We start from the raw sequence: 21,958 nt of genomic DNA on the forward strand, positions 1-21,958 counted from the left end.
CGGACCGGGATTCCCTGAAATGCCTGATCTCCGGCGCTTGGCATGGCGCGTGCTTCTCGGAATCCCGACACAGCACAGGCGGAGGCGCGGAACATGGCCAACATCATCTCGCTGGGCGGACTTCAGGTCGCGTCGCGTGACGAGCTTGGGCAGGCGATGGGGGGCGGCTGCACCGCGTCCTCCTGCGGGACCAAGGCGGGACCGGCGGACATGGACCCGGCGATCTGGGCCAAGGTGAAGGATCACCCCTGCTACTCGGAAGAGGCGCACCATTACTTCGCCCGGATGCATGTCTCGGTGGCCCCGGCCTGCAACATCCAGTGCAACTACTGCAACCGCAAGTATGACTGCGCCAACGAAAGCCGCCCCGGCGTCGTGTCCGAACGCCTGACGCCCGAGCAGGCCGCCCGCAAGGTGCTGGCCGTGGCCGCCGAGGTTCCGCAGCTTTCGGTTCTGGGGATCGCGGGGCCGGGCGATGCCGCCTACGACTGGAAGAAGACGAAGGCCACCTTCGATCTGGTCCAGACCCAGCTTCCCGACATCAAGCTCTGCCTCTCGTCGAACGGTCTGGCCGTGCCGGACCATGTCGAGGAGATCGTGGCCATGAACATCGATCACGTGACGCTGACAATCAACACGCTCGATCCCGAGGTGGGGGCGAAGATCTATCCGTGGGTCTTCTTCCGCGGCAAGCGCCACGAGGGGGTGGAGGGGGCGGCGATCCTCCTCGCCCGCCAGATGGAGGCGCTCGAGATGCTGGTCGCGCGCGGCGTGCTGGTGAAGGTCAACTCCGTCCTCATCCCCGGCATCAACGAGGCCGGCATGGTCGAGCTGAACCGGGTCGTGAAGGCCAGGGGCGCGTTCCTGCACAACATCATGCCCCTGATCTCGGATCCGGCGCACGGGACCCATTTCGGCCTGACCGGCCAGCGCGGACCGTCCGCGGCCGAGTTGCGGGCGGTGCAGGACCAGTGCGGCGACGGGGCCAACCTGATGAAGCACTGCCGCCAGTGCCGCGCCGACGCGGTGGGGATGCTGGGCGAGGATCGCGGGCAGGAGTTCACGCTGGACAAGCTGCCCGAGACCATCGCCGAGGATGGCGAGGAAAAGCGCGCGGCCTACCGCGACTGGGTCGCCCGCGAGCGCGCCGACCGGCGGGCGTCGGCCGAGGCCGCGCAGGCCGAGGCCGCCTTCGTGGCCGCGCCTCCGCTTCTCGTCGGGGTCTGCACCAAGGGCGGCGGGCGCATCAACCAGCATTTCGGCCACGCGACCGAGTTCCAGATCTACGAGGTCGATGCCTCGGGCGTCCGCTTCATCACCCACCGCCGGGCCGACAACTACTGCGTCGGCGGCCACGGCGAGGGCGACCGGCTGGCCGAGATCATCCGCACGCTCGAGGGGGTGCCGGTGGTGCTCTGCGCCCGCATCGGTGAGGCGCCGCGCGCGAAGATGGCCGCAGTTGGGATCGAGGTCATCGACGCCTGCGCGATGGACTACATCGAGACCGCGCTGCTCGACCTCTATGCCGAGCGTCACCGCAGCCCCGAGACGGGCGCGCTCATCGCCTGAGAGGAGAGGCCGCCCATGCCCTACCGGATCGTCACGCCGCAATGCACCGCCTGCGGGGCCTGCGAGATCGAATGCCCCAGCTCGGCCATCGGCTTCACGGGGGCGGCCTACAGCATCGACGCCGCCCTCTGCACCGAATGCGCGGGACGGTTCGAGACGCCGCAATGCGCCTCGGTCTGTCCGGTGCCCCAGACCTGCGTGCCGGCCTGATGCCCGAGGGCCCCGAGCCCCTCGACTGGCAGGGCGCCGCGATCGACTGCGGCGCCTGCCGCCACGCCGCGCGCCTGCCGCAGGGCCTCTGCGGTCCGGCGTGGGCCTGCGTGAACGACCGCTACGCGCGGCGGATCGAGCGGTTCTTCCTGCTCGGCCCCGAGCTGGCCGATGGCTTCCTCACCCATCCCTATTTCGAGGTCCGGGCGCAGGCCGCGCGGCGCGCGAACCTGTTCCGGCTGCCGCACCTGCTCGAGGATCCCGACCCGGCCGTCCGCTCCGTGGCGATCCTGCGGCTGCCGCCGGCGCAAGGCCGCCGGCTGATCGGCGATCCCGACCGGGCGGTGCGGATCGCGGTGGCCCATCGGCTGCCGCCGGCCGACCTGCATCTGATGATGCGCGATGAGGATCCGGCCGTGCGGCTCGTGATCGCCCGCCGCGCCGAGGCGGGGGCGCTGCCCGTCCTCGCCCATGATCCCGATCCCGAGGTCCGCCGGGCCGTGGCGCGGCGCGTCGATCCGGCCTGGCTCATCCACTTCAGCGGCGACCCCGAGCCGCTGGTGCGCCGCACCGCGGCCGAACGGATCGAGCCCGCCCATCTCGGCGCCTTCGCGTCCGATCCCGACCTGCGGGTGCGTCATGCGGTGGCCGAACGTGCGGCCCGGCCCGTCGCCCTCCGCCTGGCCGAGGACGAAGACCCCCTGATCCGCGAGGCCGCGCTCCTGCGGCTCGCCCAGCTGCGCGAGGAAAGCGATGCCTGAACCGGACGATACCGTCGAGATCTACGCGCCCCCGCTGTTCGAACCCGGCGAGAAGGTGCAGTCCCGCTTCACCGTCAAGAACGACGGCACCATGTGGGACGCCGAACTGGGCGAGGTCGTCGTCCACAAGGGCGACGTGGGCTATGTGCGCGACATCGGCACCTACCTGCAACGCTACTACATCTATGCGGTCGAGTTTGTCGGACGCCAACGCATCGTGGGGATGCGCGGGCGCGAGCTGATCGGCCTCGACATCCAGCAGGAGGGATCGCGATGAAGGTGATGATCAGCGAAGGCGCGAAGGGCTTCGTGGCCTATGTGGCCAGGAAGGACCTCGAGGAGCCGGTGGTGGCGACGGAGAAGCCCGGCATGTGGGGCGGCTGGGCTAGGCTCGGCAACGGCTGGATCTTCCAGATGCCCGCCTACGACACGCCCCCCGCGCTGCCGATCACGGTCGAGGCGCGTCGCCTCACCGACATGGAGGACTGAGCCCATGACGCGCGAGATGCTGCGGGTCGCTCTCGAGGCGGTGGGGCAGGGGCGGGTCGTGCCCTATCTCGGCGCCGGGGTCGCGGCACTCGGCGGGGCCTTGGCCTCGCCCGCGGCGCTCTCGGCCCGGATCGAGGCGGAGGTGCGGGTGCCGAAACGGGCGCAGGGCAACCTCTGGGCCGCGGCGCAGTTCGTCGAGACGCGCCGCTTCCGCGCCACGCTCGAAAAGATGGTGGTCGCGGCCTTCGCTCCGCCCTCGGGCCCGAACCCGATCCACGACTGGCTCGCTCGCGTGCGCCCCCCGATGGTGATCGACGCTTGGTATGATCCGGGCCTCGTCCGCCGCTTCCGCGAGGGCCCCGCCGACTGGGGCCTCGTCCACGGCGTCAGCCGCAACGGAGAATGGGCCGAGATCTGGCATCGCGCCTACGGCCCCGACGACAGCCCGCTGCGCCAGGGGGCCGATCCGGGCTGGCGCACGCTCCTCTACAAGCCGCACGGCATGGCGGTTCCCGGACATTCCTTCCTCGTCTCCGACAGCGACTATGTCGAGGTCCTGACCGAGATCGACATCCAGAGCCCGATCCCCGAAGAGGTCCAGAACCGCCGCAGCGGCCGCGGTTTCCTCTTCCTCGGCTGCCGGTTCGACGACCAGCTCCTGCGCACCTACGCCCGCCAGATCGCGAAACGCTCGGGCCAGGGGCATGTGGCGGTGATCGAAGGCCCCCTCACCCGCATGGAGCGGCTGTTCCTCGAGGAACTCGCCATCGAGCGCATCGACCTGCCGCTCGAGGCCGTGATCGGGGAGTTGAAGTCCCTGGGCGCGTCCGCCGCCTGAGCTGCCGCAACGCGGCCCGCTGCTCGCGCGCCCCAAAGGGCCCGCTCCGGCCGGGCGGGCCCCACCGCCCTCCCAACCTTCACCTGCCGAGGCCCTCGCGCCTCTCCTGCCGCCATCGGGCCTTGCGCCACGCGCGCCCGCGGCTGACCCCCGTCATCCCCTCCTTTCATTCTCGCTCAAATATCCCGCGGGGTCCGGGGGCGCGCAGCCCCCGGCTTCTCCGTCGGCCGCAACGCGCCGTCCCTCCCGCCCCAAGCCCGCGAGATCCGCCATTGTCGGGGAATTGTCGGCTTTCGCACAAGGCCCGAACGGCGCCCACCCGCGCCGCGTCACCGAACCAAACATCGGAATCTAAACGAAAAACCAGAATCGTGCCCGCTTGGCACGGCGGCTGCTTTTCAGATGCCGAGACCGGCGGGCACCGCCGCCTTCACCAGAGACACCCTTTCGCAGAAGGACATGAACATGGGAAAACTCCGGCAGATCGCATTCTACGGCAAGGGCGGGATCGGCAAGTCGACGACCTCGCAAAACACGCTCGCGGCGCTGGTCGAGATGGGTCAGAAGATCCTGATCGTCGGCTGCGACCCCAAGGCTGACTCCACCCGCCTGATCCTGAACACCAAGCTTCAGGACACCGTGCTCCATCTCGCCGCCGAAGCGGGCTCCGTTGAGGATCTCGAGCTCGAGGACGTGGTCAAGATCGGCTACAAGGGCATCAAATGCACCGAGGCCGGCGGCCCCGAGCCGGGCGTCGGCTGCGCCGGCCGCGGCGTGATCACCGCTATCAACTTCCTGGAAGAGAATGGCGCCTACGACGACGTGGACTACGTCTCCTACGACGTTCTGGGCGACGTGGTCTGCGGCGGCTTCGCCATGCCGATCCGCGAGAACAAGGCCCAGGAAATCTACATCGTCATGTCGGGCGAGATGATGGCGCTCTACGCCGCCAACAACATCGCCAAGGGCATCCTGAAATACGCCAACTCGGGCGGCGTCCGCCTCGGCGGCCTGATCTGCAACGAGCGCAAGACCGACCGCGAACTGGAACTGGCCGAGGCGCTGGCCGCCAAGCTCGGCTGCAAGATGATCCACTTCGTCCCGCGCGACAATATCGTGCAGCACGCCGAACTCCGCCGCGAGACGGTGATCCAGTATGCGCCCGAGAGCAAGCAGGCCAACGAATACCGCGAACTGGCCCGCAAGATCCACGAGAACTCGGGCAAGGGCGTGATCCCGACCCCGATCACCATGGAAGAGCTGGAAGAGATGCTGATGGATTTCGGCATCATGCAGTCCGAGGAAGACCGGCTCGCCGCCATCGCCGCCGCCGAGGCCTGATCCGATCGGGGGCCGGGCGCTGCCCGGTCCCTTCCCCTCCCTGCCGAATGGAGCCCGCCCCATGGCGAAAGACATTGCAGATTCTGCGGAAGCCAACATGAAGCTGATCGAGGAGGTGCTTGCCGCCTATCCCGACAAGGCCAGGAAGAAACGCGCCAAGCACCTTGGCGTCGCCGAGACGATTGCCGATGCCGAGCCCGGCATCCAGTCGAAATGCGACACCGTGAAGTCGAACATCAAGTCGGTTCCCGGCGTGATGACGATCCGCGGCTGCGCCTATGCCGGCTCGAAGGGCGTGGTCTGGGGCCCGGTCAAGGACATGCTGCACATCAGCCACGGCCCGGTGGGCTGCGGCCACTACAGCTGGTCCCAGCGCCGCAACTACTATACCGGCACCACCGGCATCGACAGCTTCGTGACCATGCAGGTCACCACCGACTTCCAGGAAAACGACATCGTCTTCGGCGGTGACAAGAAGCTGGAAAAGTCGATCGACGAGCTGAACACCCTGTTCCCGCTGAACAAGGGCATCTCGATCCAGTCGGAATGCCCGATCGGCCTGATCGGCGACGACATCGAGGCGGTGTCGAAGAAGAAGGCCAAGGACATCGAGAAGCGCGTCATCCCGGTGCGCTGCGAGGGTTTCCGTGGCGTGTCGCAGTCGCTGGGCCACCACATCGCGAACGACATGATCCGCGACTGGGTGCTGGAAGCGGGCGAGGGCGCGCGCGCGGGCTACGAGGCCGGCCCCTATGACGTCAACATCATCGGCGACTACAACATCGGCGGCGACGCCTGGTCGAGCCGGATCCTGCTGGAAGAGATCGGCCTGAACGTGATCGCCCAATGGTCGGGCGACGCCACCATCGCCGAGATGGAGCGGGCGCCGGCGGCCAGGCTGAACCTCATCCACTGCTACCGCTCGATGAGCTACATCTGCCGGCACATGGAAGAGAAGCACGGCGTGCCGTGGATGGAATACAACTTCTTCGGCCCCAGCCAGATCGCAGCCAGCCTGCGCGCCATCGCCGCGAAGTTCGACGCCACCATCCAGGCCAATGCCGAGGCGGTGATCGCGAAATACCAGCCGCTCGTCGATGCGGTGAACGCGAAGTATCGCCCGCGCCTCGAAGGCAAGACGGTGATGCTGTATGTCGGCGGCCTGCGTCCGCGCCACGTCGTCGATGCCTACCATGACCTCGGCATGGTGATCGTCGGCACGGGCTATGAATTCGCCCACAACGACGACTACAAGCGCACCGGCCACTACATCAAGGAAGGCACGCTGATCTACGACGACGTCTCGGGCTACGAGCTTGAGAAGTTCATCGAAGGGATCCGTCCCGACCTCGTCGGCTCGGGCATCAAGGAGAAGTACAACACGCAGAAGATGGGCATTCCGTTCCGTCAGATGCACTCGTGGGACTACTCCGGCCCCTACCACGGCTACGACGGCTACGCGATCTTCGCGCGCGACATGGATCTTGCGATCAACAACCCGGTCTGGGGCATGTTCGACGCGCCCTGGAAGAAGACGGCCTGAGCCGAAGCCGGGGGGCCTGCTCCCGCCCCCCGGACCCCCTCCCATTCTCAGCTCGCGGTGCGTCCCGGAATGAGGACGGCCAGCAGAAGGACACTTCCCATGCCCCAATCCGCCGAGAACATTCTCGATCACAAGGATCTGTTCAAGGAACCCGAATACCAGGCGATGCTGGAGAAGAAGCGCGCCACCTACGAGAACGCCACCCCGGCCGAGAAGGTCGAGGAAGTCGCCGACTGGACGAAGTCCTGGGACTACCGCGAGAAGAACCTCGCCCGCTCCTGCGTGACGATCAACCCGGCCAAGGCCTGCCAGCCGCTTGGCGCCGTCTTCGCCGCCGCGGGCTATGACAGCACCATGAGCTTCGTGCACGGCTCGCAGGGCTGCGTGGCCTATTACCGCTCGCACCTGGCCCGCCACTTCAAGGAACCCTCGTCGGCGGTCTCGTCCTCGATGACCGAGGACGCGGCGGTGTTCGGCGGCCTGAACAACATGATCGAGGGCCTGGCCAACACCTATGCCCTCTACAGCCCGAAGATGATCGCGGTCTCGACCACCTGCATGGCGGAAGTCATCGGCGACGACCTGAACTCGTTCATCCTGAAGTCGAAGGAAAAGGAAAGCGTCCCGGCCGATTTCCCGGTGCCCTTCGCCCATACCCCGGCCTTCGTCGGCAGCCATGTCGACGGCTACGACAACATGCAGAAGGGCATCCTGTCGAACTTCTGGAAGGACGCGCCGCGCACCGCCGGCGAGGGGATCAACATCATCCCGGGCTTCGACGGCTACTGCGTCGCCAACATCCGCGAGATGAAGCGGATGCTGGGCCTGATGGGCGTCGAGGCGACGGTTCTCGGCGATGCCTCGGACGTCTATGACACGCCCTCGGACGGCGAGTTCCGCATGTATGCCGGCGGCACCACGCAGGACGAGATCAAGGCCGCGCTGAACGCCAAGGCTACGCTGTCGCTGCAGGAATACTGCACCCGCAAGACGCTGGCCTATTGCGAGGAGCAGGGCCAGGAAACCGCCTCGTTCCACTACCCGATGGGCGTGCAGGCCACCGACGAGTTCCTGATGAAGGTCTCGGAGCTGACCGGCAAGGAGATCCCCGAACAGCTGCGGCTGGAGCGTGGCCGTCTGATCGACGCCATGGCCGACAGCCAGGCCTATCTGCACGGCAAGACCTACGCCATCTATGGCGACCCGGACTTCGTCTATGCGATGGCCCGCTTCGTGATGGAGATGGGCGGCGAGCCGAAGCACTGCCTCGCCACCAACGGCGGCAAGGACTGGGAAGCGCAGATGACCGCGCTGCTGGCCTCGTCGCCCTTCGGCGAAGGCTGCCAGGTCTGGGCCGGCAAGGACCTCTGGCACCTGCGCTCGATCCTTGCGACCGAGCCTGCGGACCTGCTGATCGGCAACAGCTACGGCAAGTATCTGGAGAAGGACTGCAATATCCCGCTGATCCGCCTGACCTTCCCGATCTTCGACCGTCACCACCACCACCGCTTCCCGACCTTCGGCTATCAGGGCGCGATCGGGGTGCTGGTGAAGATCCTCGACACGATCTTCGACAAGCTCGACACGGAATCGGACATCTCGTTCGACCTGACCCGCTGAGCCCCGCGCGGCGCGCCTTCGGGCGCCCGTGCCAGCCAGGCGCAGAACGGCCGGTGCCCCCCGCACCGGCCGTTTCCGTTCAAGGGATCGTGTCAGGGATGCGACACGGATGTGGGGCCGGGGACAAGCCGTGGCGCACGACGCGGCTTCCGCATCGGGCGGATCTCGCCGCCGCGCCGGATTTCCCTTCCAATGCAATGCCCTCTGGCCGTTTCCGCAACCTTGGCACGCTACGTGCTTTCCCCTCCGGTGACGGGACAGGAGCCGCGCATGTCGGAAGCCTTGAAGCAGAAGATCCAGGACGCCTTTCACGAGCCCGGCTGTGCGACCAACGCCGCCAAGCCCGAGGGTGAGCGCAAGAAGGGCTGCGCCAAGCAGCTCACCCCCGGCGCCGCGGCCGGCGGCTGCGCCTTCGACGGCGCCATGATCGCGCTGCAACCGATCACCGACGTGGCCCATCTCGTCCACGCCCCGCTCGCCTGCTGGGGCAACGGCTGGGACAACCGCGGCTCGGCCTCGTCGGGGTCCGAGCTTTACCGCAGGGGCTTCACCACCGACCTCACCGAACTCGACATCGTGATGGGAAACGGTGAGAAGAAGCTCTTCCGCGCCATCCGCGAGGTGATAGCCCAGGAAGATCCCGCGGCCGTCTTCGTCTATGCCACCTGTGTCACCGCGCTGATCGGCGACGACATCCACGCCGTCTGCAAGGCCGCCGCCGAACGGTTCGGCCGCCCGGTCATCCCGGTCAATGTGCCGGGCTATGTCGGCTCGAAGAACCTCGGCAACAAGCTGGGCGTGGATGCGCTGGTCGAGCATGTCGTGGGCACGATGGAGCCCGCCGAGCCGGGTCTGACCGACATCAACATCATCGGCGACTTCAACCTGTCGGGCGAACTCTGGCAGGTGAAGCCGCTTCTCGACCGGCTGGGCATCCGCATCCTCGGCAGCGTCTCGGGCGATGCGCGCTATGCCCAGGTCGCCATGATGCACCGCGCGCGGGTGACGATGCTGGTCTGCTCGCACGCCTTCATGGCCATCGCCCGCAAGCTGGAGGAGCGCCACGGCATCCCGTGGTTCGAGGGCAGCTTCTACGGCATTTCCGACACCTCCGCCGCGCTGCGCACCCTGTGCCGGATGCTGGTGGAGCGCGGCGCCCCCGCCGACCTTCTTCCCCGCTGCGAAGCCCTCATCGCCGAGGAAGAGGCGCGGACCCGGGCGGAGCTTGCTCCCCTTCGCCCGCGGGTCGAGGGGCGCCGCGTGCTGCTCTACACCGGCGGGCACAAGACCTGGTCGGTGGTCTCGGCGCTCCAGGAACTCGGGATCGAGGTGGTCGGCACCTCGATGCGGAAAGCGACCGACGGCGACCGCGAGCGCGTCACCGAGATCATGGGCACCGACGCCCACATGTATGAGAACATGGCGCCGGCCGAGATGTATCGCCTGCTGCGCGAGGCGCGGGCGGACGTGCTGATGTCGGGCGGGCGGTCGCAGTTCGTGGCGCTGAAGGCACGGGTGCCCTGGATCGACGTGAATCAGGAAAAACACGAACCCTACGCCGGTTACATGGGCATGGTCGAACTGGTCCGCGCCATCGACCGGGCGGTGAACAACCCGATGTGGGCCGACCTGCGGGACCCCGCGCCGTGGGAGATGCCGGCCTGCGACGCCCCGGACGAACCCTTCGTGCTGGCCGCCGTGCCCGGCTCGAAAGCCGATTTCGAGGATTGCTGATGGCCCGCCTGATCCACCCCGACCGTGCGCTGTCCACCAACCCGCTTAAGGTCTCGGCGCCCCTCGGCGCGGCCATGGCCTATTTGGGCATCGAGGGCGCCATCCCGCTCTTTCACGGCGCGCAGGGCTGCACCGCCTTCGCGATGGTCCACATGGTCCGCCACTTCAAGGAGGCGATCCCGCTTCAGACCACCGCGATGAACGAGGTCTCCGCGATCCTCGGCGGCGGCGAGCAGATCGAGGAGGCGATCGAGAACATCCGCAAGCGCGCGAGGCCCCGCTTCATCGGCATCGCCTCGACCGCGCTGGTCGAGACCCGCGGTGAGGACGTGGCGGGCGAGCTGCGCGAGATGCTGCGCCGGCGCACCGACTTTGCCGATACGGCGGTGGTCTATGCCGCGACGCCCGACTTTGCGGGTGGGCTCGAGGACGGCTGGGCCCGTGCGGTGGAGGCGATCATCGACGCGCTGGCGGTCGAGGCGCCGCGGCGCGCGCGGCAGGTGAACCTGCTGCCGGGCGCCAACATGACCGCCGCCGACATCGAGGAGGTGGGGGGCATGATCCGCGCCTTCGGCCTGACGCCGGTGATCCTGCCCGACCTGTCCCTGTCGCTCGATGGCCATCTGGCCGAGGACTGGCGCGGCCATTCCTTGGGCGGCACGCGGCTGGCCGACATTGCCACGATGGGCGGCTCGGTCGCGACGCTGGCCATCGGCGAGGCGATGCGCCCGGCGGCGGACAGGCTCGCGGCCTTGGGCGTGCCGGCGCATGTCTTTCCGTCGCTCACCGGCCTCAAGGCCGTGGATGCCTTCGTGGCGACCCTGATGCGGCTCTCGGGGGCCGAGGTTCCGGCCAGCCTCCGGCGCGACCGGGCGCGGCTGTCGGACGCGATGCTGGACGCGCATTTTCACATCGGCGGCCTCAGGGTCGCGATGGGGCTGGAGCCGGATCTCGGCTTCGCCCTCGGCACGACGCTGGCCGCGATGGAGGCCGAGCTGACCTGCGTCACCACCACCGGGACGGCGGCGGCCGAGCGGCTGCCCGTGGCCGAGGTGGTGGTGGGCGATCTGGGCGATCTGGAGCGGGCGGCCGAGCGTGACGGCTGTCAGCTTCTGCTGACCCACGCCCACGGCCGCATGATGGCCGAGCGGCTGGGCCTGCCGCATGTCCGCGCGGGTTTTCCGATCTTCGACCGGCTGGGGGCGATGGATGCCTGCCGCACCGGCTATCGCGGCACGCGCGCCTTCCTCTTCGAGGTCGCCAACGCCGTCCTTTCGCACCCGCACCGGCCGCGCCCGGAGCATTTCGGCGCCGCCCGCATCTCCCCGGAGTTCGACCATGCCCCCCCGTCGCCTTCGCATCATTGAACCGGAGCCCACCATGACCGACCCGGCCGACACGCCCCTCAGGATCGCCATCGCCTCGAACGACCTCGAACATCTCGACGCGCATTTCGGCTCGTGCCGCAGTTTCGCGATCTGGGAAGTTTCCGCGAAAAGCGCCCGCTTCGTGGAGGCGATCGAGTTCGACGCCACCACCGATCAGGGCGGCAGACATGACGACAGCGCCGACCGCATCACGCCGAAGGTGGAGGCGCTGACCGGCTGCGCGCTGCTGTTCGTGCTGGCCATCGGCGGCCCGGCCGCGGCCAAGGTGGTGCGCGCCGGCGTCCACCCGATCAAGCGCAAGGAGCCCGAGCCGATCGCGGCCGTGATCGGGCAGGTTCAGACCATGCTGAACGGCAACATCCCGCCGTTCCTGCGCAAAGTGCTCGGCCGGCCCAACGCCAGCTTCATCGGGGAGGATGTGTGATGAGCGAGACCGCAACCCTTCCGCGCGGGGGCCTCTATCCGGCGAGCGACTATCTCGACCAGCTCGCCTCGATCGTCCGGGCGCAGGACAGCTATGGCCACTGGGACGGCAAGTCCGATGCCGAGCTGCTGGCGGACTACATCCTCACCCCCGAGGAACGCCGCGAGATGCCGATCATCAGCGACCCCGAGCCCGAGACCATCGCCCGGATCGAGAAGTTCTACGACGCCGTGGGCCTCCTCGTGGAAAAGCGCACCGGCGTCATGGCCGGCCAGATGGCGAAGTTCCACCACGAGGGCTTTGGCCGGGTGGTGCTGATCGGCGGCAGCCTCGTGCTGATCTCGAAGCACATGCGCGACGTCCATCGCTTCGGCTTTGCCACCTACGTGAAGCTGGCCGAGGCGGGCGAGAAGCTGACGGCCGATGCCGTGAGAAAGATCGAGACCCATCCCGAGGCCGCCCGCGACTGAAACGGCCCGCGTGCTGGTCCGGCCGGCCCGGGCCCCGAACCCATCCCGGCGCCCACAGCGCGCCCAGACAGGAGAGAACCTTGTTCATTACCGCTTACACCCGGGGCGGCGTCGAATACACGCCCAAGTTCCTGACCGCCATCGACATCGAGAAATGCATCGGCTGCGGCCGCTGCTACAAGGTCTGCGGCCGGGACGTGATGACGCTCCGCGGCGTCAACGAGGACGGCGATCTGGTCGAATGTTCGGAAGACGAGGATGACGATGACGACGAGATCCTCCGCAAGGTGATGATCATGGTCAACGCGGATGCCTGTGTCGGCTGCGGCGCCTGCAACCGGGTCTGCCCCAAGGATTGCCAGACCCATGAACCTGTGGAGCGCTGACCTCTTCGAGGACCACGACGCCGACCGGGCGGATTTCGCCGCGATCCTCGCCCATGCCCTGCGCGATCATGCGCGGGGCCGGGGCGAGCTGACCGACCTTCTGGGGCTCGAGCCGGCCGCGCTGCAGGCTCTGGCCGCGCGCTGGTGCCCCGGCCTTGCGCTGCCGTCGCTGTTGCCGCTGTCGGCTGTCCCGCTCGAGCAGGCGGATATTGCGACGCTGCTGCTGTGGCGCGGGGGGCGCGGGGGCGACGAGGCGCGCTGGCTGGCGGCGATCCTCGCCCGGCGGTCGCTGGAGCCGAGCCACCTGTGGGAGGATCTGGGCCTGCCGTCGCGCGCCCATCTGGGGCGGCTGATCGCGCGGCACTTCCCGCGCCTCCATGCCGCCAACAGCCGCAACATGCGGTGGAAACGCTTCTTCTACCGCCAGATCTGCAGCGACAATGGCGGTGCGATGTGCCTCGCGCCGCATTGCGACGACTGCGCCGAAAAGCCCCTCTGCTTCGGCCCCGACACCGATTGACGCCGGCCGGCTTAACCTCTGTCGCGAACCCGTCATTGTCGCGTTCCGGTCAGCACCTCTTCGTGCCGGGGTGGTGTGGCAAGCCCCTGACGGAACGGCATTTCCCTGCTTGGCATGGTGCGTGCTTCTACCTGGTCGGGAGCCCCGCGACATGCAGGAGAGTTCGGATGATCCAGATTACCCCCGCCGCCCAAGCCGCCATCAGGGGAGCCATCGAAGGCTCTGGCCAGCCCGTCATCGGCCTTCGCCTCATGGTGCAGTCCGGTGGATGTGCCGGGCTGAAATACGGCATGTCGCTGGAGCTGAAGGAGGCCGAGGACGATCTCGTGGTCGAGGCCGAGGGTGTGCGGGTGCTGATCGATCCGCAGAGCGGCGAGTATCTCAAGGGCGCCACCATCGACTTCGTGACCTCGATCGAGGGCACGGGCTTCGTGTTCGACAATCCCAACGCCAAGGGTGGCTGCGGTTGCGGCAAGTCTTTCTGCTGAGGTGATGGGATGCTCGACTTTTCGGAAAAGGCGCTCGACCATTTCTACAATCCGCGCAACGCAGGCCCGCTGGAGGCGGCCAATGCGGTGGGCAGCGCGGGCTCGCTGGAGGGCGGCGACGCGATCCGGCTGATGCTGCGGATCGAGGCCGGTGTGGTGGCCGAGGCCCGTTTTCAGGCATTCGGCGGGGAAGAGATCGTCTGCTGCTCGGCCCTGACGGTGATGGTGACGGGGCTCGGCCTCGAGGCGGCGCGGAGGCTGAGCGTCGATGCCCTCGACGCGGCCCTGGGCGGGCTGGGCGAACGGCGGCGGGCGGCGGAGCTTGCCTGGACGGCGCTGCAGATGGCGCTCTGCCAGTTCGAGGGGCGGAGCTTCGAGCCGCCCCGTGCCGCTCCGGCCCCCGCGGCGCCGGCGAAGCTTCTGGCGCCGCGGCATGAATCCAAGCCGCGCACGGTCCGGGACGTGCCGCTGTCGCCCGACGAGGAGGCCCGGCTGATCGCCGAAGTGATCGAGAGCGTCCGCCCGCGGCTGCGGGCCGATGGCGGGGACGTGACGCTGCTTGCGGTCGAGGGGTCGAAGGTGCGCGTCCATCTGACGGGCGCCTGTTCGGGCTGCCAGCTGGCGGCGCTCACGCTGGGCGGGTTGCAGAAGCGCTTGGCCGATGCGCTCGGCCGCCCGATCCGGGTGATCCCCGAAGAGAAACGGGCGCTCGTCGCGATCGCGGGGGCGCGGTGATGGAGCGGGTCTACCTCGACAACAACGCCACCACGCGGCTTGCGCCCGAGGTGCTCGAGGCGATGCTGCCCTTCCTGACCGACGAGTTTGGCAATCCCTCGTCGCTTCACGCGATGGGCCGTGGGCCCGCGCGCGCGCTCTCGGCGGCGCGGCGCGCGGTGCAGGAGCTGGTGGGGGCCGAGGTCGAGAGCGAGATCCTCTTCACCTCCGGCGGGACCGAGGCCGACACGACCGCGATCCGGTCGGCGCTGGCGGCCGATCCGGCCCGGCGCGAGATCGTGACCTCGACGGTCGAACATGCCGCCGTGCTCGCGCTGTGCGAGCAGCTCGAACGGCATGAGGGCGTCACCGTCCACCGCATCCCGGTGGACGGCGACGGCCGGCTCGACATCGACGCCTACCGCGCGGCGCTGTCGCCGCGGGTGGCGCTGGTCACGCTGATGTGGGCCAACAACGAGACCGGCACCGTTTTCCCGGTCGAGGGGCTGGCCGAGTTGGCGCATCGGGAGGGGGCGCTCTTTCACACCGATGCGGTGCAGGCCGTGGGCAAGGTGCCGGTGGCGCTGCGCGGCACCGACATCGACATGGCCTCGATCAGCGCGCACAAGTTCCACGGGCCCAAGGGCGTGGGCGCGCTATGGCTGCGCAAGGGCGTGCCGTTCCAGCCCCTGATCCGCGGCGGCAAGCAGGAGCGCGCGCGTCGCGCCGGCACCGAGAACATCCCCGGCATCGTGGGCCTTGGCCGCGCGGCCGAGCTGGCGCAGTCGGTGGACCACGGCGGGATGCGTCTGCTGCGCGACCGGCTGGAGCAGGGGATCCTCGCCCGCATCCCGAAGGTGCGCGTGCTGGGCGACCCGCTGGATCGTCTGCCCAACACCTCGTGCCTTGCCTTCGAGCTGGCCGAGGGCGAGGCGATCCTGATGCTGCTGGACCGCGCGGGGATCTGCGTCTCGTCGGGGGCGGCCTGCGCCTCGGGCGCGATGGAGCCGAGCCATGTCATCCGCGCGATGAAGGTGCCCTTCACGGCCGCCCACGGGGCGATCCGCTTCTCGCTCTCGCGCGGGACGACGGCTGCCGAGATCGACCGCGTCCTCGAGGCGCTGCCGCCGATCGTGGCGCAGCTGCGCGCGCTCTCGCCCTTCACGGCCGAGGAGGTGCGGTGATGTCACGACAACAGCCCGCGGCCAGCTTCCTGTCCCAGAGCCCGCTGGCCCCGGTCGCGCTCTGCGACACCACCCTGCGCGACGGCGAGCAGACGGCGGGCGTGGCCTTCTCCCGCGCCGAAAAGCGCGCGATCGCCGAGGCGCTGCAGGCCGCCGGGGTGGCCGAGATCGAGCTGGGCGTGCCCGCGATGGGCGAGGACGAGCGGGCCGACATCCGCGCGGTGGCGGCGGTGCTCAAGGGGGCGGCGCCCGTCGTCTGGTGCCGGCTGCGCGCCGAGGATCTGGCCGCCGCGCAGCGCACCGGGGTCGTGCGGCTCCATATCGGCGTGCCAACCTCCGAGCGGCAGATCACGGCCAAGCTCGGGAAGGACGCGGCCTGGGTGCGCGACAAGGTGGAAAAGCTGGTCCGCGCCGCTTCCTGGGCCGGGCACAAGGTCTCGGTGGGGGCCGAGGATGCCTCGCGCGCCGATCCGTTCTTTCTGGCCGAGATCGCCCATGTCGCGGCCGAGGCCGGCGCCATCCGCTTCCGCATCTCGGATACGCTGGGCGTGCTCGACCCGTTCGCCACCCATGATCTGGTGAGCCGGGTGGTGACGCGCTGCCCGCTGCCGGTCGAGTTCCACGGCCACAACGATCTGGGCATGGCCACGGCCAACAGCCTCGCGGCCGCCCGCGCGGGGGCCTCGCATCTGTCGGTGACGGTGAACGGCCTGGGCGAGCGGGCCGGCAACGCCGCGCTTGAGGAGGTGGCGGCCGCACTAGAGGCGTCGGGCCGGGCCACGGGGATCGCGCTCGGCCAGCTCTGCGGGCTCTCGGACCTCGTGGCGCGTGCCTCGGGCCGGCCCGTGCCGCTGCAGAAGCCGATCGTGGGCGAGGAGGTCTTCACCCACGAAAGCGGCATCCATGTCGATGGGCTGTTGAAGGACCGCGCCATCTACGAAAGCGCGGCCCTGCGCCCCGAGCGGTTCGGCCGCAGTCACCGGATCGCCATCGGCAAGCATTCCTCGGTGTCGGGCCTTGCGCGGGCCCTCGCGGAGGCGGGCCTGGCTGCGGACGAGGCGACGCTCGGCGCGCTCTTGCCCGCGCTGCGCGACTGGGCGGCCGAAGCCAAGCGCGCGGCCACGGCCGACGATCTCGCGGCACTGCTCGCCAGCCTCACGGAAACCACCTGATGGAGACCAGCATGACCACCGGAACCGCCGTTCTCGAAGAGTTGCGCAGGCTGTCCGCGGCCGAAGAGATCTTCGACGCGCTCGAACATCCCTACCGGCCGGAGGTGGTGAATGTCTCGCGCCTCCATATCATGAAGCGGTTCGGCCAGTATCTCGCCGCCATCGACTTCACGGTGCTCGATGCGGCGGATGCCCGCGCAGCGGCCCGCGACGCGCTCTCGCGCGCCTACACGGATTTCGTGGACAGCTCGCCCCTGGAGCAGAAGGTGTTCAAGGTCTTTGCCAAGCCCTCGCGGGCCTTCGTGCCGCTGACGGGCCTCTCGATCGTCGAGGACTAGCGGCCACCGACGATGGACGAAGCAGGGCTGCGACCCGATGCGCGGCCCGGACCGAGGAAGCTGTGCTAGGGTGTGCACATGGACATGATGCAGTTCCAGCGTCAGACGACCCAGCTGGCCATGACCCAGCGGATGCAGGAGTCGCTCCGCATCCTGCAGATGAGCAACGCCGATCTCGGGGATTACCTCGCCGCGCAGGCGCTGGAAAATCCCTGCCTCGAGGTGCGCGTGCCCGAGGGGGCCTCGGTCGCCCCGCCGCTGCCCTCGCGCGGGATCCAGGCGGCGGTGGATCGCGACGCCTTCGCCACCGTCGAAGGCCAGCCGCCGAGCCTTCTGGCCCATGTCGAGGCGCAGATCGATCTCGCCTTCTTCGATCCGGGCGACCGGCGGATCGCGCTGGCCTTTGCCGAGGCGCTGGAACCTTCGGGCTGGCTCGGCGCGCCGGTGGCCGAGGTCGCCGCGGCGGCCGGGGTGGAGGAGGACGAGGCGCTGGTGATCCTCGAGCGGCTGCAGGCCTTCGAGCCCGCGGGCCTCTTCGCCCGCTCGCTGGCCGAATGCCTGGCCCTGCAGCTGGCCGATCTGGGCCTGCTGACATGGGAACTGCGGACCATGCTCGACCATCTGCATCTGGTCGCCGAGGGCAAGCTGGCCGACCTCGCCCGCCGCTGCGACTGCGAGATCGAGCATGTGCGGGAGAATCTGGCGCTGATCCGTAGCCTCAAGCCCAAGCCCGGCGAGGCCTTTGCGCAGGATCGGACCCCCATTCAGCCGCCCGACGTGCGCGTGCTGCGCGGCAAGGACGGGTGGGAGGTCGAGCTGACCCGCGCCCAGTTGCCCCGCATCACGGTGGCAGAGGCGGGTGCCACCGGGGATGCGGCGGCCGATGCCTGGCTGACGCGGGCGCAGTCGCAGGCCCGCTGGCTGATGCGCGCGGTCGAGCGGCGGCAGGCCACGCTCTTGCGCACGGCGGCCTGCCTCGTGCGGCACCAGTCGGCCTTCCTCGAGCAGGGGCCGCGGGCGTTGAAGCCCCTGTCGATGGAGGAGGTGGCGCTGGAACTCGAGCTGCATCCCTCGACCATCAGCCGTGCCACCGCGACCCGCCTGATCGAGACGCCTCGGGGGCTTGTCCCGCTGCGCTCTTTCTTCAGCCGCTCGGTGGCGTCGGACGGGCCGGCCGCGCCGCAGTCGCAGGATGCGCTGATGGCGCTGGTGGGCGAGATCGTCGCGCGTGAGGACCGCAGCCGGCCCCTCTCGGACGATGCCATCGTCAAGCAGGCGAAGCTGATGGGCGCCGTGCTGGCGCGCCGCACGGTCACGAAATATCGCGAGGCGCTGGGGATCCCGTCGTCCTACGACCGCAAGCGCGCCGGGGCGGCCGCCTGAGCGGCCCTCACAGTCCCAGCAGCCGCGCCGTGCCGCTGTCGGGCCGGCCCCCGAACCAGCGCCCGAGCGCCGAGCGGAAGACGGAATGGGCGCTGCCGTCGGCGGCGTCGAAGAGGCTCATGCACGAATGGAACTTCAGATCGTCCGGCGTGCCGAACAGCTCGCGGACCGAGGCCGGATCGGCCGACAGGACCAGTTCCGTCGCAAACTCCAGCCGCTTGCCGAGGACGGGATGGGCGAGATAGGCCCGCGCCTCGTCGAGCGAGGCGATCCCGTAGCGGATCGCCGTCTCGGACTGGCCGAGACCCCTCAACTGCGGAAAGATGAACCACATCCAGTGGCTTTCCTTTCGGCCGTTGCGCAATTCCTTCACCACCGTGTCGAACACGGGCATCTGCGCGGCGAGGAACCGCTTCAGCTCATGGGGGTCGTCCTGCATTCTCGTCCTCTCAGGCGGCCGCCGTTCCGGCGACATGGGTGAAGACCGCGGCGTAGAAGAGGATGCTCGCGGTCAGGACGAAGAGATGCCAGATCGTGTTGTGGAAGGGCAAGCGTTCGAACAGGAAGAAGAAGACGCCCACCGTGTAGAGTATCCCGCCCACCGCCATGAGGACCAGAACCGGCATGGTCAGCGCGGCAAAGATCGGCCAGCCCAGCAGCACGCCCACCCAGCCCATGCCGAGATAGAGCGCAAGCGCCGCCCAGCGGTATTTCTCGGGCGAGTGGAGCTTCAGCGCCGTGCCGCAGAGGGCGGCGACCCAGATCCCGGCGAGGAGCGACAGGCCGGTGCCCGAGATCAGGGTGAAGGCCGAATAGGTGCCGGCGATCTTGCAGTAGATCGCCGAATGGTCGAGCCGACGCAGGAGGGCGGTCCAGTCCGGGTGCGGGACCATGTGGTAGATGGCCGAGCAGAAGATCATCAGCAGCAGCGTCACGCCGTAGATCGAGGCACCCGCCACGGCCATCCCGTCGCCGCGCCACAGGACGGTCAGCGCGATGAGGACGGGCACGCCGCAAAGGGCCGCCGCAATGCCCGAAACATGGACGGCGGCATCCGAGAGTCTCTCGGCGCGGCTGTATTCGGAGCGGGGGGCAAAGCGCGTCATCATACCGCAGATCTAGCACGGCCACGGGCGTGTTCGACCTCGAATCTGCGTGAAGGGATGCCTTCCCCTGCGGAACAATCGCGAAAGTTCGTGGCTTCCTTCCGTGGCCGGATGCCGGTCCGGCGAAGGACGATCCTGCGCGGGATCAGGGAGGATGCGATGCCAAGAGCGATCTGGAAGGGCTGGCTGGCGGTGGGGCAGGTGAGTTGCGCCGTGGCGCTCCATGCCGCGGCCTCGACCTCCGACCGCGTGAGCTTTCATACGGTGAACCGGCAGACCGGCAACCGCGTCCGCCGGGAGTTCGTCGATGCGGCCAGCGGCAAGCCCGTCCCGCGCGAGGATCAGGTCAAGGGCTACGAGGTGGCGCCGAACGAGTTCGTGCAGCTTGATCCCGAAGAGATCACGGCCGCCGTGCCCGAAAGCGACAAGTGCCTGCGGATCGACTGTTTCGTGCCCTGCCGCGAGGTGGACGGAGCCTATTTCGACAAGCCCTACTATCTCACCCCGGCCGGAGAGGCCGCCGAAGAGGCCTTCGGGCTGATCCGTGACGGGCTGAAGGCGAAGAAGGCGGCGGCGCTGGCCCGGACCGTGCTGTTCCGGCGGTTGCGGACGGTGCTGGTGCGCCCGCATGGCGCGGGCCTGATCGCCAACACGCTGAACTTCGATTATGAGGTGCGGTCATCCGAGGAGGCCTTCGCCGACATGCCCCGCCTGTCGGTGAAGGGCGAGATGCTGGATCTGGCGAAACACATCATCGCGACCAAGGCGGGACGTTTCGATCCCGCCGCCTTCGATGACCGCTATGACGCGGCGCTCGCCGATCTGGTGAAAGCGAAGCTCGAGGGACGGAAGTCCAGACCCAAGGCTGCGCCGAGGAAGGCGCGGCAGCCGGAGGATCTCATGGCGGCCTTGCGCAAAAGCGTCGCCGCCACCGAACGGCCGACACGCCGCAAGGCTGGCTGAAAGGGTGCCGTTGGCTCTGATCGGAGAGGGATCCTCTGGGCGCCTCATTCTCGTGAGTGTCGTCTCGCCTGGGGCACGGTTTCTTGAGACATCGCCGAGGGCTTCTTTCCCAAGGAAAGGGGTTGAGCATGGACGGACGACAAGAAGGAGCGGACACTTGGCGAGCAGAGGCCTCGGCCCCGGCGACGCGCGCGCCACACGGCTTCCGGCGCCGGGGCTGAGGCTGGTTTGGACAGGCGCTTCTCGGCGAAGAGGAAGCTGGACGCGGTGCAGCGGCGGATACGGGCCGAGAGCTTGGAGGCCTTGTCGCGCGAGTTGAACGTACTTGCGCATAGGCTGTCGGATTGGTGCGACTGGGTGCTGCTGGCGGCCGGGAGCGCGCTGAAGAAGCGCGAGCACGATGAGCGCGGCGACGAGATCGTCCGCCGTGACAGGCGAAGGTCAGCGAGATCACGATGGCCAACGAGCTTCGCTACGCAAAGATCGAAGAACCCGAGGCGGCCGCGTGTTGGCCGGGCAGAGGCTTCGATGTCGATGTTCGATCCGGTGAATCGAATGAAGAACGAGAAGGCCCGTGAAGCCGATGAGGAGACGAGCCGCATGACCTCACCCTCCACCGAGCGCCGTTATCCTCTGGCCTCCATCTGCCGGTTGTGGGGGCTGTAGCGGGCGACCCTCCAGCGCATGCGGCAGGCGGCAACCGACCCGTACCCACCCCGGCGCCGCGCCCCCCCGGGTGCGGGCAGCAACTCCGACCTGCTGGCCGCGATCCGCTGGGCCATCAGGGCCTCGTCTTTCAAGGGGGAAAAGGCGAGGGTGAAGCTGACCTGCTACGAGATTTTTCCTCCTCTGTGATTAGAGTCCGGCCCATGGAGAGGACGGACGATGAAGAAGGCGCGACTGACGGAAGAGCAGATCATTGGCATCTTGCAGGAGCATGATGCGGGTGCGAAGTGCGCCGATCTCTGCCGCAAGCACGGGATGTCGGAAGGGACGTTTTATGCCTGGAAGGGGCGTTGTTGCAAAAAGGTGGCTTGAGGCGTGACTTCCCCTCGCCCCTTCCGGTTCAGGCCACGAGAACGGTCTCGGCGGTGCCGAGGGCGTTGACGCGGTTCAAGAGGGCTATGCGGATGTGGATTTCGGCGGTTTGGCGGTCTGGGTCTCTCGCGGCGATGCGCTCCCCGAAGGACTTGAGGCAGCGCATCTTGGCCTCGGCGCGGCTGCGGGCGTGGTATCCCGTCCACCGTTTCCAGAACGCCAGGCCTGGTTTTGCCCCCGTTTCACCGGACACTCAGGCGTTTGCGGTTTGGGCTGCGA

25 protein-coding genes and 2 pseudogenes are annotated in these 21,958 nt (G+C 68.5%); 24 read left to right on the forward strand and 3 right to left on the reverse strand.

Going from position 1 to position 21,958, the window contains the following annotated elements:
• Positions 1–93: 93 nt before the first annotated feature.
• The 21 genes from nifB to rpoN all read left to right on the forward strand — a co-directional run bounded on the left by nifB (position 94) and on the right by rpoN (position 18,572).
• Complete coding sequence (gene nifB, locus FG154_RS15015) at positions 94–1,569, forward strand: nitrogenase cofactor biosynthesis protein NifB (protein WP_145109610.1); 1,476 nt, start codon at positions 94–96, stop codon at positions 1,567–1,569.
• Positions 1,570–1,584: 15 nt separating this feature from the next.
• Positions 1,585–1,779, forward strand: a complete 195-nt coding sequence (locus tag FG154_RS15020; RefSeq protein ID WP_101340838.1) for a 4Fe-4S binding protein — start codon at positions 1,585–1,587, stop codon at positions 1,777–1,779.
• Positions 1,779–2,540, forward strand: a complete 762-nt coding sequence (locus tag FG154_RS15025) for a 4Fe4S-binding leucine-rich repeat protein (protein ID WP_145109672.1) — start codon at positions 1,779–1,781, stop codon at positions 2,538–2,540. Before FG154_RS15020 ends, FG154_RS15025 begins: the two co-directional genes overlap by 1 nt.
• Positions 2,533–2,817 (forward strand): nitrogen fixation protein NifZ, encoded by a 285-nt coding sequence (locus tag FG154_RS15030; RefSeq protein WP_011908281.1) that lies wholly within the window; start codon positions 2,533–2,535, stop codon positions 2,815–2,817. The genes FG154_RS15025 and FG154_RS15030 overlap by 8 nt, the downstream gene beginning before the upstream one ends.
• Positions 2,814–3,029, forward strand: a complete 216-nt coding sequence (gene nifT, locus FG154_RS15035; protein ID WP_011908282.1) for a putative nitrogen fixation protein NifT — start codon at positions 2,814–2,816, stop codon at positions 3,027–3,029. Before FG154_RS15030 ends, nifT begins: the two co-directional genes overlap by 4 nt.
• A 4-nt stretch (positions 3,030–3,033) precedes the next feature.
• Positions 3,034–3,867 (forward strand): SIR2 family NAD-dependent protein deacylase, encoded by an 834-nt coding sequence (locus tag FG154_RS15040; protein ID WP_145109613.1) that lies wholly within the window; start codon positions 3,034–3,036, stop codon positions 3,865–3,867.
• 465 nt (positions 3,868–4,332) lie between these two features.
• Complete coding sequence (nifH, locus tag FG154_RS15045) at positions 4,333–5,208, forward strand: nitrogenase iron protein (protein ID WP_044248637.1); 876 nt, start codon at positions 4,333–4,335, stop codon at positions 5,206–5,208.
• Between the two features lie 61 nt (positions 5,209–5,269).
• Positions 5,270–6,751: a nitrogenase molybdenum-iron protein alpha chain gene (gene nifD / locus FG154_RS15050; protein ID WP_145109616.1), complete on the forward strand. Its 1,482-nt coding sequence runs from the start codon at positions 5,270–5,272 to the stop codon at positions 6,749–6,751.
• 99 nt (positions 6,752–6,850) lie between these two features.
• A complete protein-coding gene (gene nifK, locus FG154_RS15055) occupies positions 6,851–8,371 on the forward strand; it encodes a nitrogenase molybdenum-iron protein subunit beta (protein WP_145109619.1) in 1,521 nt (506 codons plus the stop codon).
• Between the two features lie 270 nt (positions 8,372–8,641).
• Entirely contained in the window at positions 8,642–10,105 is a 1,464-nt protein-coding gene (nifE, locus tag FG154_RS15060; protein WP_145109622.1) for a nitrogenase iron-molybdenum cofactor biosynthesis protein NifE, read from the forward strand.
• On the forward strand, positions 10,105–11,472 hold the full coding sequence (gene nifN / locus FG154_RS15065) for a nitrogenase iron-molybdenum cofactor biosynthesis protein NifN (protein ID WP_145109625.1): 1,368 nt from the start codon (positions 10,105–10,107) through the stop codon (positions 11,470–11,472). The genes nifE and nifN overlap by 1 nt, the downstream gene beginning before the upstream one ends.
• Positions 11,473–11,485: 13 nt before the next feature.
• Positions 11,486–11,917, forward strand: a complete 432-nt coding sequence (nifX, locus tag FG154_RS15070; protein ID WP_186312385.1) for a nitrogen fixation protein NifX — start codon at positions 11,486–11,488, stop codon at positions 11,915–11,917.
• Positions 11,917–12,387, forward strand: a complete 471-nt coding sequence (locus tag FG154_RS15075) for a NifX-associated nitrogen fixation protein (RefSeq protein WP_145109631.1) — start codon at positions 11,917–11,919, stop codon at positions 12,385–12,387. The genes nifX and FG154_RS15075 overlap by 1 nt, the downstream gene beginning before the upstream one ends.
• Positions 12,388–12,467: 80 nt before the next feature.
• Complete coding sequence (gene fdxB / locus FG154_RS15080) at positions 12,468–12,773, forward strand: ferredoxin III, nif-specific (protein WP_145109634.1); 306 nt, start codon at positions 12,468–12,470, stop codon at positions 12,771–12,773.
• On the forward strand, positions 12,754–13,293 hold the full coding sequence (locus FG154_RS15085) for a nitrogen fixation protein NifQ (RefSeq protein ID WP_145109636.1): 540 nt from the start codon (positions 12,754–12,756) through the stop codon (positions 13,291–13,293). The genes fdxB and FG154_RS15085 overlap by 20 nt, the downstream gene beginning before the upstream one ends.
• Before the next feature lie 167 nt (positions 13,294–13,460).
• Positions 13,461–13,781, forward strand: coding sequence for a HesB/IscA family protein (locus tag FG154_RS15090; protein ID WP_145109639.1), 321 nt, complete (start codon positions 13,461–13,463; stop codon positions 13,779–13,781).
• Between the two features lie 9 nt (positions 13,782–13,790).
• Positions 13,791–14,516: an iron-sulfur cluster assembly scaffold protein gene (locus FG154_RS15095; RefSeq protein ID WP_145109642.1), complete on the forward strand. Its 726-nt coding sequence runs from the start codon at positions 13,791–13,793 to the stop codon at positions 14,514–14,516.
• On the forward strand, positions 14,516–15,679 hold the full coding sequence (nifS, locus tag FG154_RS15100) for a cysteine desulfurase NifS (RefSeq protein ID WP_186312386.1): 1,164 nt from the start codon (positions 14,516–14,518) through the stop codon (positions 15,677–15,679). The genes FG154_RS15095 and nifS overlap by 1 nt, the downstream gene beginning before the upstream one ends.
• Positions 15,679–16,851, forward strand: a complete 1,173-nt coding sequence (gene nifV / locus FG154_RS15105) for a homocitrate synthase (protein ID WP_145109648.1) — start codon at positions 15,679–15,681, stop codon at positions 16,849–16,851. The genes nifS and nifV overlap by 1 nt, the downstream gene beginning before the upstream one ends.
• An 11-nt stretch (positions 16,852–16,862) precedes the next feature.
• Positions 16,863–17,189, forward strand: coding sequence for a nitrogenase stabilizing/protective protein NifW (gene nifW, locus FG154_RS15110; RefSeq protein WP_145109651.1), 327 nt, complete (start codon positions 16,863–16,865; stop codon positions 17,187–17,189).
• 78 nt (positions 17,190–17,267) lie between these two features.
• The gene (gene rpoN / locus FG154_RS15115) at positions 17,268–18,572 is read left to right on the forward strand and encodes an RNA polymerase factor sigma-54 (protein ID WP_145109654.1); all 1,305 of its coding nucleotides are present in this window, start codon (positions 17,268–17,270) and stop codon (positions 18,570–18,572) included.
• 7 nt (positions 18,573–18,579) lie between these two features.
• Here the strand turns inward: rpoN and FG154_RS15120 are convergent, their stop codons facing one another.
• Together FG154_RS15120 and trhA are read right to left on the reverse strand one after the other, a co-directional pair.
• Complete coding sequence (locus tag FG154_RS15120) at positions 18,580–19,011, reverse strand: DUF1810 domain-containing protein (protein ID WP_145109657.1); 432 nt, start codon at positions 19,009–19,011, stop codon at positions 18,580–18,582.
• Positions 19,012–19,021: 10 nt separating this feature from the next.
• Complete coding sequence (gene trhA, locus FG154_RS15125; protein ID WP_145109660.1) at positions 19,022–19,681, reverse strand: PAQR family membrane homeostasis protein TrhA; 660 nt, start codon at positions 19,679–19,681, stop codon at positions 19,022–19,024.
• A gap of 156 nt (positions 19,682–19,837) precedes the next feature.
• Here trhA and ku point away from each other — a divergent pair, with 156 nt between their 5' ends.
• From ku to FG154_RS15140, 3 genes and pseudogenes are all read left to right on the forward strand, one after another.
• Positions 19,838–20,641 carry a non-homologous end joining protein Ku gene (ku, locus tag FG154_RS15130; RefSeq protein WP_145109663.1) on the forward strand — a complete coding sequence of 268 codons (804 nt, stop codon included), beginning with the start codon at positions 19,838–19,840 and terminating at the stop codon, positions 20,639–20,641.
• Positions 20,642–20,869: 228 nt separating this feature from the next.
• Positions 20,870–21,307 carry a hypothetical protein gene (locus tag FG154_RS15135; RefSeq protein WP_145109666.1) on the forward strand — a complete coding sequence of 146 codons (438 nt, stop codon included), beginning with the start codon at positions 20,870–20,872 and terminating at the stop codon, positions 21,305–21,307.
• A 219-nt stretch (positions 21,308–21,526) separates the two neighbouring features.
• Positions 21,527–21,658: pseudogene (locus FG154_RS15140) on the forward strand (transposase); the annotation flags it as partial.
• 49 nt (positions 21,659–21,707) lie between these two features.
• On the opposite strand, the pseudogene FG154_RS15145 reads toward FG154_RS15140, so the two are convergent.
• Positions 21,708–21,905: pseudogene (locus tag FG154_RS15145) on the reverse strand (IS5/IS1182 family transposase); the annotation flags it as partial.
• Positions 21,906–21,958: the final 53 nt, after the last annotated feature.

Source organism: Cereibacter sediminicola, from assembly GCF_007668225.1.
Taxonomy (GTDB): domain Bacteria; phylum Pseudomonadota; class Alphaproteobacteria; order Rhodobacterales; family Rhodobacteraceae; genus Cereibacter_A; species Cereibacter_A azotoformans.